The sequence below is a fragment of the Prevotella dentalis DSM 3688 genome, from assembly GCF_000242335.1.
Classification (GTDB): Bacteria; Bacteroidota; Bacteroidia; order Bacteroidales; family Bacteroidaceae; genus Prevotella; species Prevotella seregens.
The window spans coordinates 655052-667318 of the sequence record NC_019968.1; the positions used below are offsets into that span (position 1 = coordinate 655052).

General features: G+C 61.8%; 8 protein-coding genes. 5 read left to right on the forward strand and 3 right to left on the reverse strand.

Features of this window, described 5'->3' with window-relative positions:
• Positions 1 to 287: 287 nt before the first annotated feature.
• Genes PREDE_RS09900 through yihA form a run of 3 tightly spaced genes read right to left on the reverse strand, consistent with a single transcriptional unit; the run spans position 288 to position 4766 of the window.
• Positions 288 to 2333 (reverse strand): DUF5686 family protein, encoded by a 2046-nt coding sequence (locus PREDE_RS09900; RefSeq protein ID WP_005847022.1) that lies wholly within the window; start codon positions 2331 to 2333, stop codon positions 288 to 290.
• A 13-nt stretch (positions 2334 to 2346) separates the two neighbouring features.
• Positions 2347 to 4152 (reverse strand): ribosomal protection-like ABC-F family protein, encoded by a 1806-nt coding sequence (gene abc-f / locus PREDE_RS09905; RefSeq protein WP_015310446.1) that lies wholly within the window; start codon positions 4150 to 4152, stop codon positions 2347 to 2349.
• The gene (gene yihA / locus PREDE_RS09910) at positions 4152 to 4766 is read right to left on the reverse strand and encodes a ribosome biogenesis GTP-binding protein YihA/YsxC (protein WP_005847026.1); all 615 of its coding nucleotides are present in this window, start codon (positions 4764 to 4766) and stop codon (positions 4152 to 4154) included. The genes abc-f and yihA overlap by 1 nt, the downstream gene beginning before the upstream one ends.
• 100 nt (positions 4767 to 4866) lie before the next feature.
• Between yihA and ileS the strand changes: the two genes are divergently transcribed.
• The 5 genes from ileS to PREDE_RS09935 all read left to right on the forward strand — a co-directional run bounded on the left by ileS (position 4867) and on the right by PREDE_RS09935 (position 12227).
• Positions 4867 to 8499, forward strand: coding sequence for an isoleucine--tRNA ligase (gene ileS / locus PREDE_RS09915; protein ID WP_005847028.1), 3633 nt, complete (start codon positions 4867 to 4869; stop codon positions 8497 to 8499).
• Positions 8500 to 8571: 72 nt separating this feature from the next.
• Positions 8572 to 8952 (forward strand): TraR/DksA family transcriptional regulator, encoded by a 381-nt coding sequence (locus tag PREDE_RS09920; protein WP_005847030.1) that lies wholly within the window; start codon positions 8572 to 8574, stop codon positions 8950 to 8952.
• Positions 8949 to 9635 (forward strand): lipoprotein signal peptidase, encoded by a 687-nt coding sequence (locus tag PREDE_RS09925; protein ID WP_005847031.1) that lies wholly within the window; start codon positions 8949 to 8951, stop codon positions 9633 to 9635. Before PREDE_RS09920 ends, PREDE_RS09925 begins: the two co-directional genes overlap by 4 nt.
• Positions 9632 to 10552, forward strand: a complete 921-nt coding sequence (locus PREDE_RS09930) for a DUF4296 domain-containing protein (RefSeq protein WP_005847033.1) — start codon at positions 9632 to 9634, stop codon at positions 10550 to 10552. Before PREDE_RS09925 ends, PREDE_RS09930 begins: the two co-directional genes overlap by 4 nt.
• Before the next feature lie 28 nt (positions 10553 to 10580).
• Complete coding sequence (locus PREDE_RS09935) at positions 10581 to 12227, forward strand: dipeptidase (RefSeq protein WP_005847035.1); 1647 nt, start codon at positions 10581 to 10583, stop codon at positions 12225 to 12227.
• The last annotated feature ends 40 nt before the right edge of the window (positions 12228 to 12267 follow it).

The following is a 12267-nucleotide window of genomic DNA, read 5'->3' on the forward strand; positions in this document are numbered from 1 at the left end:
GTAACATGCTTTGGATGTGGCTGCGCAGTGGGGTTTTAGACAGAACAACATATTGAACATAAGGCTGGCGCGGTGGGTTTAAAGACATAGTAACAGAATAACAAATAAGCTTCGCGGTGGAAGTTATTCCCTTTGCGAGTAGGGCAGTTGCGGAGCGCAGCCATGTGTTCAATATGTTGTTATGTCTAAAAACCCACCGCGAAGCTTATTTGTTATTCTGTTGCTATGTCTAAAAACCCTCTGCGAAGCCACATCCAAAGCATGTTGTTTTGTCTGAAACCACGCCCTTACCACCGCCGGAAGAGCTCGAAGCCGAACTTGCAACCGAAGACGCGGCTACCCTGTCCGCTGCCTACAAAGACACCGCAGGAGAAGAGGCGGGTGGTGAATCCGTAGCCCAGCTCGACGTAAGGATGCACCGACTTGACGTCGAGCACCGACACATACACGCGCTCCATCTCCATGTAGTGGCCCAGCCAAGGCAGCCAACTGAGCAGCAGCAGCGGACTCTCGTAGGTGGCGTTGGCCCGCACGTAGTAGGCCGAAGTGTTGTAGATGTCGCTGCGCAGCAGCTCGAACTCGCCGCTCCAGTCGTCGTTCCAGCCGCCGGGGATGTTGTTTTCGCGGAAGTTTTCGTAGTCGAGGAAGTATCCGCGCGCGTCCTTGCGCGTGTAGAAGCCCGTGCCCACGCGCATCTGCCACGACTGCAGGCGGTTGAGTCGGTGGATGTATTCGCCGTTGAACTCCATGCGCTCGTAGTCCGTGTTGGAACCCATGACGCCGCGAATGCCTCGGTCGTAGTCGGCCGTGAACACGGCGCCCCGCCAGCCCCAGGGCCGGTATTGCAGCTCCACGATGGGGGCGAACGAGTGGTAGACGCCCGCGCGGCCCAGGCGACGGAAGGCTTCGCGGTGGACGGCCTCGCGCCGCTGGAACAGGGTGCCGAGCTGGAAGCCCAGGCGGTCGGACAGGTTGATGTTGACCATCAGCCGGGTGTCGGTCTGCCGGAACTCGTGGAGCAGCCCGAAATCGGGCAGCCCCAGGCCCGCCGTGTCGGGATACTGCCGCTCGATGTCGCGGCGCACGGAGAGCGATCGGATGTGGTTTCCGTTGCCCACCTCGAGCTTGAAGTAGCTGTTGCGTCGCTTATCGAAGTAATAGTAAAGGGGCAGCCGGAAGTAAAACTGCTTCTGCCTGAAAGCGTAGCCCGCCTTGAGCCGGGTGGAGAGTTCGCTGTTGGGGCCGAACTGATAGCTCATGCGCAGGTCGAATTTATAGGTGAATCCGCGGTGGTGGTCGTAGCCCATGTAGAGCGGATTGAGGATGGGGTTGAGACGGATGTAGCCCTGATTGTTGATGCCGAAGTTGCTTTTCACGCGGTTGAGCATGTTGTCGCCGATGATGTCCCACAGGATTTTGCGGGCCAGATTGGGTCGGCGGGCCTCGGGCGGACGGCGGGCGAGGGCCGAGTCGCGGGCCATGCGGCGGGCGGCCATGGTGCCGTAGAGCGCGAGGGCGTCGTAGTCGAGCGTGTCAGGGCGCACGCGGCACATCAGCTCCATGTCGTCCTCGTTGGCGATGGTGTCGGTCAACACGCGGGGCAGGCCGTAGAAAGCCGTGAAGCGGCCGCTCACCTTGCTGCGGATAAAGCGGAAGCGCGTGCGCAGGTCGCAGCGGGCGGGCAGTAGCGTGCGCCAACCCTCGGCGCCCATTTGTAGGGTGATCCAGAAGTTGACCATGTCGTATTCGCCCGTGAGCGAGCAACGGATGATGCGCCCCGTGTAGTAGTCCACGAGGGCCTGGCCGCCCACGAGCTGCGTGTTGCGGCGGCGGGGCGTGAAATTGACGCGGGCCGTGCCGTTGAGCAGAAAGGTGACCCGGTAGCGGTAGAACCGGCGGTTGGCGCGGTGGAAGGGCGAGAGCAGCGCGTTCTCGAAGAGCGTCTCGCCGTAGACGTGGGGGGTGAGGTAGCGCAGCATCGTGGTCATCGTGCGGTGGCGGCGGGGCACGGTGGTGACGTGCAGCAACTGCTGCGACTCGTAGCGGCCGAAGCTGGGCATGGTGATGCGGCTGTAGGTCTCGCCCACATACTGCCGCTGGCCGCTGTGCGCGATGGCATAGACGGTGGGAACGAGCATCAGCGTGGGGTTCTTGCGGTCCACGCTGAGGCGGAAGCGCGTGTAGGCATACTCGGCCGTGTCGGCCGCACGGGTGGTGTCGACGGTGGCGGCATAGTCGAAGATGCGGTGCAGCAGGGCCGTGTCGGGGCGTTCGCGGCCCGCGGCGGCGAGCGTCAGGGCCAGGGCCAGGAGGAGTAGAGACGTGCGTGCCATGCCGTCGGGGTGATTAGGCCAGCTCGTCGAGCTCCAGCCAGCGCATGCCCTTCTCGTCGAGGGCTTCCTTGACCTGGGGCAGCCTGCGGCTCATGTCGGTGATCTGTTCCACGGTGAGCGTGCCACTGCAGAGCGCGTCCTCGATTTGCTTCTGCTCGGCCTCGAGGGCCTCGATGTCGCGCGAGAGCTGCTCGTACTCGCGCTTCTCCTTGAACGTCAGCTTGCGGCGGGTGTCGAGGCAGCGCTCTCTCTTCTCCTCGCCGGCCGGGGCCTTGGAGGGTTTGGGGGCCTTGGCGGCCTCGGCCGCGTCGGCTTGGCTCTGCAGCGCCTTCCACTCGCGGTACTGCGTGTAATTGCCCGGGAAGTCCTGCACCGCGCCTTCGCCTTGGAACACCAGCAGGTGGTCCACCACCTTGTCCATGAAATAACGGTCGTGGCTCACCACGATGACGCAGCCCGGAAAGTCTTGCAGATACTCCTCGAGCACCTGCAGCGTCTGGATGTCGAGGTCGTTGGTGGGCTCGTCGAGCACCAGAAAGTTGGGGTTGCGCATGAGCACGGTGCACAAGTAGAGCTTGCGCCGCTCGCCTCCGCTGAGTTTATAGATGTAGTTGTGCTGCTGTTCGGGCTCGAACATGAAGTGGTTGAGGAACTGCGAAGCCGTCATTTTGCGGCCGCCGCCCAGGTCGATGTAGTCGGCAATGTCGGTGACGGCGTCGATCACCCTGTCGTTTTCGTCGAACTTCATGCCCTCCTGCGAGAAGTATCCGAAGCGCACGGTCTCGCCAATGTCGAAGCGTCCGCCGTCGGGGGGCACGATGCCGAGCAGCATCTTCACGAAGGTGGACTTGCCCGTGCCGTTGTTTCCCACGATGCCCATCTTCTCGAACCGGGCAAAGTTGTAGTAAAAATTGTCCAGTATCACCTTGTCGTCGCCACCCGGGTTGTCGAATTTCTTGGACACATACTGGCACTCGAATATCTTCGACCCGATGTAGACGCCGCCCGCCTTGAGCCTCAGCTGCCGGTCTTCGATGCGCTGCGTGGCCTTGGCCTGCAGCTCGTAGAAGGCCTCCTCGCGGTAGCGCGCCTTGTGCCCGCGGGCCTGGGGCATGCGCCTCATCCACTCCAGCTCGGTGCGGTAGAGGTTGTTGGCGCGCTGAACCTCGGCCCGCCGGTTGTCGATGCGCTCCTGCCGCTTCTCCAGGTAGTAGCTGTAGTTGCCGCGGTAGGTGTAGATGGTGCGGTCGTCGAGCTCGAGGATGAGGTTGCACACACGGTCAAGGAAGTAGCGGTCGTGGGTCACCATGAGCAGCGTGAGCGTGGAGCGCGAGAGGTATCCCTCGAGCCAAACAATCATCTCCAGGTCGAGATGGTTGGTGGGTTCGTCCAGAATGAGGAAGTCGGGTTCGGTTATCAGGGCGTTGGCCAGGGCCACGCGCTTCTGCTGTCCGCCGCTCAATTCGCGCATGGGCTGGTCGAGTCGGGTGATGTGCAGCTGGGTGAGGATCTGGCGTGCGCGGAGCACCCGCTCGGGGTCGCCCCGGTGGTTGAAGCACGCGTCAATGACACTCTCGTCGGGATCGAAGCGTGGAGTCTGGTCAAGATAGCCCAGCCGGATGTTGTTGCGGAAGATGATGGCACCCTCGTCATAGCCCTCGTGGCCGGCGATAATCTCAAGCAAGGTGGACTTTCCCGTGCCGTTTCGCGCCACGAGCCCCACCTTTTGGCCCTCGCCCACCGAGAAGTTGATGCTCTCGAAAAGCACCTGCGCGCCAAAGGTTTTCGTCAGATTCTGTACGTCCAAATAGGGTGCCATCACATCGTCTTTGGGTTGCTCACGTCGCGGATGACGCCCTCGATGTAGTCGAGCACCTCGTCGCGGCCGGTCTTCTTCTCCGAACTGGTGATGAAATAAGGCGGCAGCTCCTCCCAGGTGCTGTGCAGCAGCTTCATCCATGCCTCGGCATTGTCGCGCGCCTTGACGCGGCCCAGCTTGTCGGCCTTGGTGAAGATGATGGCAAAGGGCACGCCGCTGGCCCCCAGCCAGTCCACAAATTCGCGGTCCACGAGCTGCTGCTCGTGGCGCACGTCAACGAGCACGAAGACGCAAGTGAGCTGCTCGCGCTGCAGCATGTACGAGTGTATCATCCGGTCCAACTGCTGCTGCACGGTCTTGGAACGCTTGGCATAGCCGTAGCCGGGCAGGTCCACGAGGTACCACTCGCCGTTGATGATGAAGTGATTGATGAGCAGCGTCTTGCCCGGTGTAGCCGAAGTCTTGGCCAATCCCTTGTGATTGCACAGCATATTGATGAGGCTCGACTTGCCCACATTGCTGCGGCCGATGAATGCGAACTCGGGTTTCGTATCGCCGGGACACTTCGACACCGTCGGGGCCGAGACGACAAATTGTGCTTGCTTGATGTTCATGGGCTTGCGTTTACGGTGCAAAGGTAGTTAAAAATTTGTAGAATCTATATTTTTTGATTACCTTTGCGCAAAATTTTAATCAGGTAAAGAAAGACAAATTATGGCTAAGAAGTTTGCCGAACATCAGGGTCTTGACCTCACCCGGACAAACGAAGAAGTGTTGGCAGAATGGAGGAGGAACGACGTCTTCCTCAAAAGTATAAGCGAACGGGAGGGCTGCCCGCAGTTCATTTTCTTTGAAGGCCCGCCCTCTGCCAACGGACACCCGGGCATTCACCACGTTCTTGCCCGAGCCATCAAGGACACATTCAACCGATACAAGACGATGCAGGGCTTCCAGGTGAAGCGCAAAGCCGGCTGGGACACCCACGGACTGCCCGTGGAGCTGGGCGTGGAAAAGGAGCTTGGAATCACCAAGAAAGATATTGACAACCGCCAGTCGGACAAGTATATCTCCGTGGAGGAGTACAACCGACGCTGCCGCGAGAACGTGATGAAGTTCACCGCCGAGTGGCGCGAGCTCACGGAGAAGATGGGTTACTTCGTTGATCTGGACCATCCCTACATCACTTACGACAACAAATACATTGAGACGCTGTGGTGGCTGCTCAAGCAACTCTACACCAAGGGGCTGCTCTACAAGGGCTATACCATCCAGCCTTACTCGCCCGCAGCCGGCACCGGGCTGTCCAGCCACGAGCTGAACCAACCGGGTTGCTACCGTGACGTGAAGGACACGACGGTGACGGCGCAGTTCCTCGTCCGCAATCCCAGGGCTGCCTGGACGCGCCATGGCCGCCCCTGCTTCGTGGCCTGGACCACCACACCCTGGACTTTGCCCTCGAACGTAGCCCTCTGCGTGGGCCCGAAAATCGACTACGTGGCCGTCGAGACCTACAACCTCTACGACGGTTCGCCCGTGACGCTCATCATGGCCAAGGGTCGCGTGAGCGCCTATCTCGACCCCGCACAGGAGTGTCGGGAGGGCCAGCTGCCGCCTTTCGACAAGGAGAAGAAGCTGTGCCCCTGGCGCATCGTCGACCGTATGAAGGGCGCCGAGCTCGAGGGCATGCACTACGAGCAGCTCATGCCCTGGGTGAAGGCCTGTGAAAAGACGGGCGACTTCGCCCCCGACTTCGTCAATGCCTACGCCGAGGCCCACCCCGAGAAGGTGTTCCGGGGCGAAGACGGCCGCGACAGCTTCGTGGAAATGAACGACGAAGCCTTCCGCATCATCCTCGGAGACTACGTTACCACCGACGACGGTACCGGCATCGTGCACATCGCTCCGACCTTTGGCGCCGACGACGCCAAGGTGGCACGCGACGCCCATGTGCCCGCCCTCTACATGATTTCTCACCGCGGCGAGACCCGCCCCATGGTGGACTTGCAGGGCAAATACTATGCCGTCGACGAGCTCGACACCCATTTTGTGGAGCACTGCGTCGCCCTCGAGGCCTACGGACGGCACGCCGGAGACTACGTGAAAAACGCCTACGACCCGCGGTTCAACCCCGACGGAGTATGGGACATTAAGGCCTCAGAGAAGGCCGAAGACCTGAATGTGGTGCTCTGTATGGAGATGAAACAGGAGGGCACGGCATTCAAAATCGAGAAGCATGTACACAGTTATCCACACTGTTGGCGCACGGACAAACCCGTGCTCTACTACCCGCTCGACAGCTGGTTCATCCGCGACACAGCCCGCAAGGAGCGTATGGTGGAGCTCAACAAGACCATCCGCTGGCAGCCGGAATCCACCGGAACGGGCCGCTTCGGCAACTGGCTGGAGAACCTGAACGACTGGAACCTCTCGCGGTCGCGCTTCTGGGGCACGCCGCTGCCCATCTGGCGCGACGAAGACCGCCACGAGAAGTGCATCGGTTCGGTGGAGGAACTCTATGCCGAAATAGAGAAAGCCGTGGGCGCCGGCGTGATGCAGTCCAACCCGCTCAAGGACAAAGGCTTCGTGCCCGGCGACTATTCGCAGGAGAATTACGACCGCATCGACCTGCACCGACCCTATATAGACTACATCGTTCTCGTGAGCGACGAGGGCAAACCCATGCGTCGCGAGAGCGATTTGATCGACGTTTGGTTCGACAGTGGCTCCATGCCCTACGCCCAACAACACTATCCTTTCGAGGGCGAAATCGAGGCCAAGGGGCTGGCTGCAACGGGCCGCACCGAGGCCGAGTACCGGGCGTCGCTGGTGCACGGCACCTACGAGGGCACGCCGGTGCCGCCCGCTTTCTTCCCCGCCGACTTCATCAACGAGGGCGTCGACCAGACGCGCGGCTGGTTCTTCACGCTCCATGCCATCGCCACGATGGTGTTCGACTCGGTGGCTTTCCGCAATGTCATCTCCACAGGACTGGTTCTTGATGCCAAGGGCAACAAGATGAGCAAGCACGTGGGCAACGTCACCGACCCGTTTGAAATGATTGGAAAGTACGGCGCCGACCCCGTAAGGTTCTACATGATGACCAACAGCGAGCCCTGGGACAACCTGAAATTCGACCCCAACGGCGTGGACGAGGTGCGCCGAAAGTTCTTCGGAACGCTCTACAACACCTACAGCTTCTTCGCCCTCTACGCCAACGTGGACGGCTACGACCCCGCCATGGCTCCCGCCGGCGAGGCCCTGACGGAGATCGATCGCTGGATTCTCTCGAGCCTGAATACGCTCGTTGCCGGCGTGACGCGCGAGTTGGAGAACTACGACCCCACGCGTGCCGGCCGTCTGATCGACGGTTTCGTGAACGACGATCTCAGCAACTGGTACGTGCGGCTCAACCGCAAACGCTTCTGGGGCAAGGACATGAGCCCCGACAAGCTCGCCGCCTACAACACGCTTTATACCTGTCTCACCACGGTGGCCAGGCTGTTGGCGCCGTTCGCCCCGTTCTTTGCCGACCAGCTTTACCACGACCTTGGCGGCCGGATGGCCTCGGTACATCTGGAGCGGTTCCCCGTGGCCGACGCCTCGCTGGTGGACAGCGGCCTGGAAGAGCGCATGGGCATGGCCCAGAAAATCACGTCGATGGTGCTGGCCCTGCGCCGCAAGGTGAACATCAAGGTGCGCCAGCCGCTGCAGCAAATCATGGTGCCCGCCGTCGATGCAGCCCAGCGCGCCCACATCGAGGCCGTGCAGGACCTCATCATGAACGAGGTGAACGTCAAGGAGCTACGCTTTGCCGAGGGCCAGGGCATCCTGGTGAAGAAAGTGAAATGCAACTTCCGCGTCATGGGAAAGAAGTTCGGCAAGCTCATGAAAGACGTGGCCGCCACCATGTCCGCCCTGTCGCAGGAAGACATTGCCACGCTCGAACAGACCGGCAGCTACAGCTTCGAGCTGGGCGGCCAGACGGTCTGCGTGGAAGCTGCCGACGTGGAAATCATCTCCGAAGACATTCCCGGATGGCTCGTGAGCAACGAGGGCAACCTCACCGTGGCCCTCGAAGTGGAGCTCACCGACGAGCTGCGGCAGGAGGGCATGGCGCGCGAACTCATCAACCGCATCCAGAATCTGCGCAAGGACACGGGGCTGGACATCACCGACCGCATCCGCGTGACGGTGGCTCCCAACGCCCAGACCGACGCCGCCGTGGCCTCCTTCGGCGACTACATCAAGGCGCAGGTGCTGGCCGACGAGCTTGTCATCGCCCCCAACGACGGCGAAGAGACCGACTTCGACGAGTTCAAGCTCAACATCAAAGTCGAGAAAAACTAACCCGCAAAAGGCCCGTCCCCGCTGCCCCATCCCCGGGACGCAGGGCCGGGCCTCTGCTTTCACATCCCCACCATGGAAACCAAGACACGCTATTCCGACGAGGAGCTCGAAGAGTTCCGCACGATTATCAACGAGAAACTCCGGCTCACGCGCGCCAGCTACAGCGACGCCATGCGCCGGCTGATGAATGCCGACAGCAACTCCGACGACGACACGGCCCCCACCTACAAGGTGCTCGAGGAAGGCACACAGGCCATGGAGCGCGAAAACCTCATCCAAATGGCCCAGCGCCAGCAGAAATTCATCCAAGGACTGGAGGCCGCACTCATCCGCATCGACAAGAAAACCTACGGCATCGATCGGCTCACGGGGGAGCTCATTCCCAAGGAGAGGCTGCGCGTGGTGCCCCACGCCACACTCAGCGTAGCGTCCAAAAACGCCAGAAAGAAATGACGATGAAGAAGAAAGCAAGGGAGTTTATGACCGACGGCCGCATGGCCTGGCTGCTCGTGGTGGCCATCATCGTCATAGACCAGATTATCAAAATCGAGGTGAAGACCACGATGACGCTGGGCGAATCCATCCGCATCACCGACTGGTTCTACATCAATTTCATCGAGAACATCGGCATGGCCTACGGCATGACCTTTGTCAACAAGCTCCTTTTGAGCGTGACACGGCTCGTGGCCATCGCGGTCATCGGTTGGTATATCCACCGCATGGTGAAGCGCGGGGCCCGCACGCGCTACGTGGTGTTCCTGTCCTTGATTGTGGCAGGAGCCGCCGGCAACGTCTTCGACTCCATGTTCTACGGGCTCGTTTTCAGTGCCTCCTCACCTTATTATATATCTTACGTGGTGCCTTTCGGCACCGGCTACTCCAGCTTCCTCATGGGCAAGGTGGTGGATATGTTCTATTTTCCCATCATCCAGACCCAGTGGCCGGCGTGGGTTCCCGTGCTGGGCGGCGACCCGTTCATCTTTTTCTCGCCCGTGTTCAACTTTGCCGACACCTGCATCACGGTGGGCGTGGTCTGCCTGTTCCTCTTTTGCCGCAAGGACATGGAGCTGACGGGGGGCTGGAGAAAGCGGAAGGACGACCCGGCCGCGGCCGGCAACGACGGAGGCAACCCATGAAAACGCTGCGCGTGGCCGCCGTCGCGGCATGTGTGTGTGTGCTGGCACTGGCCCTCGCGGGCTGCAAGCCCGGCGTGCCGTCCACGTTCATCCAGGAGGACGACATGGAGGATTTGCTCTACGACTACCACCTGGCCGACGCCATGGCACGCGCCGCCAAGGGCGACTACAACGAGAACATCATGGCCTACCGCGCCGCCGTGTTGCGCAAGTACGGCGTGAGCCAGGCCGAGTTCGACACGTCGATGGTCTACTACATGCGCCACACCGACCGCCTGCACGCCATCTACGAGCACGTGGCCCAGCGCATGCAGGACGACGCCCGCGAGCTGGGCTCGTCGTCGGACGACCTTGCAGCCCTCACGACAACCAGCGCAACGGGCGACACGGCCGACATCTGGAGGGGCGAACGGAGCATTGCCCTCATCCCCAACCAGCCCTACAACGTCTACAGCTTCGCCCACACGGCCGACTCCTCGTTCCGCCGCGGCGACGCGTTCATCCTCTCGCTGCAGAGCGACTTCATCTTCCAGGACGGCGCGCGCGACGGCGTAGCGGCCCTGGCCGTGGTCTACGCCAACGACAGCGTGGCCTCGCGCGTCGTGCATATCTCCGCGGCCGGTCCCTTGACACTCACGCTCGACAACCCCGACAGCCTGGCCGTGAAGGCCGTGCGGGGCTTCTTCCTGCTCAACAAGGACAACCAGGCCAACGCCTCCGCCACCACGCTCCACCTCATGGCACTAAGCCGCATCCGCCTCTTCCGCTGCCATCCCAAGCCCAAGGCCGCAGCCGCCATGCAGCCGGGAGCGGCCGCGGGGCAGCCCGCCGACACCATGCCCCGCCCCGACGGCTCCGTGCCCCTGCCGCCGCCCGGGCACACCGGCGTACCGCAACTCCGGCAACCCACGCGATAACACCCCCAAACCCATCAACACATATAGCATGAAAAAACAAATCACACTGGCCCTGCTGCTCCTCGCCGCCGTGGCGGCACCGGCCTGCACCAATTTCATCGTGGGCAAGAAAGCCTCGGCCGACGGCTCCGTCATCTGCTCCTACAACGCCGACGACTACGGCATGTTCATCGGTCTGTGCCACTATCCCGCCGCCCACCACGCCAAAGGCGCGATGCGCGACATTGTGAACTGGGACACACACCGGTTCATCGGCCGCATCCCCGAGGCGGCAGAGACCTACAACGTCATCGGCAACATCAACGAATACCAGGTCTCCATCGGCGAGACCACCTACGGCGGGCGCGAGGAAATGGTCGATCCCCAGGGCGGAATAGACTACGGTTCGCTCATCTACCTGGGTCTGCAACGCTCCAAGACGGCCCGCGAGGCCATACGCGTGATGACCACACTGGCCGAGACCCACGGCTACTGCTCCGAGGGCGAGACCTTCACCATCTGCGATCCCAACGAGGCTTGGGTGATGGAAATGATGGGCAAGGGCCCCGGCTCCAAGGGCGTGGTGTGGGTGGCACAGCGCATTCCCGACAACGCCATCTGCGGACACGCCAACCAGAGCCGCATCGGCAAGTTCGACATGCGCGACAAAGAAAACGTGATCTACTCCCGCGACGTGGTGAAGTTCGCACGGCAGAAGGGCTGGTTCACGGGCAAAGACGCCGACTTCAGCTGGAAAGCCGTCTACGCCCGTCCCGACTTTTCGGGCCGGCGCATCTGCGACGCCCGCGTGTGGGCTTTCTTCAACCGCTTCGCCAAGGGCATGGACCGCTACCTGCCTTGGGTTCTGGGCAAGGACGCGACGGCCGAGGACATGCCCCTCTGGGTGGTGCCCGACCGCAAATTGAGCGTGCACGACGTGGAGACGGCCATGCGCGACCACTACGAGGGCACGCCCATGGCCATGGACAGTGCCGACATGGGGGGCGGCGTCTGGCAGATGCCCTACCGCCCCACACCGCTCTTTTTCAACGTGGACGGCAAGAAATACTTCAACGAGCGACCCACGAGCACGCAGCAGACGGCCTTCAGCTACGTGGCCCAGCTGCGCAGTTGGCTGCCCCGCCAGGTGGGCGGCGTGCTGTGGTTTGGCAACGACGACGGCAACATGGTGGCCTACACGCCCGTCTATTGCGGCAACACCGTGCAACCCGAGTGCTACAACACACCCGGCGCCGACGCCCTGACGTTCTCGATGGACAACGCCTACTGGGTGTGCAACTGGGTGAGCAACATGGTCTACCCGCGCTACTCGCTGCTCTTCCCCAGCCTCGAAGCCGTGCGCGACTCGCTGGAGCAGAGCTACTTTGCCCAGCAGCCCGAGGTGGAGCAGCGCGCCGCCGCCCTCTGTGCCACCGACGAGGCCGCGGCCGTGAAGCTGCTCAACGCCTACAGCAACGAGAAAGCCCAGCAGATGCTGGCCCGCTGGAAGCAGCTGGGAACCTATCTCATCGTGAAGTTCAACGACATGGCCGTGAAGCCCGAAACGGGCGGAGCCTTCGAGCGCACGCCCGAGGGGCTCGGCGCGGCCGTGAAGCGGCCCGGCTATCCCGAGGCCTTCCGCAAGAAATTGGTGGAGCAGACGGGCGACCGCTACCGCTGCCCGGAGGGCTTTTAGCCCGCCAGGGCAAGGATGCGAAAGGAGGAAAAAAGGATGT

Bases quoted from the DNA above. Each gene is read 5' to 3' on its own strand.
- PREDE_RS09900 (WP_005847022.1), bottom strand. From the start codon at position 2,333: ATGGCACGCACGTCTCTACTCCTCCTGGCCCTGGCCCTGACGCTCGCC.
- abc-f (WP_015310446.1), bottom strand. From the start codon at position 4,152: ATGGCACCCTATTTGGACGTACAGAATCTGACGAAAACCTTTGGCGCG.
- yihA (WP_005847026.1), bottom strand. From the start codon at position 4,766: ATGAACATCAAGCAAGCACAATTTGTCGTCTCGGCCCCGACGGTGTCG.
- ileS (WP_005847028.1), top strand. From the start codon at position 4,867: ATGGCTAAGAAGTTTGCCGAACATCAGGGTCTTGACCTCACCCGGACA.
- PREDE_RS09920 (WP_005847030.1), top strand. From the start codon at position 8,572: ATGGAAACCAAGACACGCTATTCCGACGAGGAGCTCGAAGAGTTCCGC.
- PREDE_RS09925 (WP_005847031.1), top strand. From the start codon at position 8,949: ATGACGATGAAGAAGAAAGCAAGGGAGTTTATGACCGACGGCCGCATG.
- PREDE_RS09930 (WP_005847033.1), top strand. From the start codon at position 9,632: ATGAAAACGCTGCGCGTGGCCGCCGTCGCGGCATGTGTGTGTGTGCTG.
- PREDE_RS09935 (WP_005847035.1), top strand. From the start codon at position 10,581: ATGAAAAAACAAATCACACTGGCCCTGCTGCTCCTCGCCGCCGTGGCG.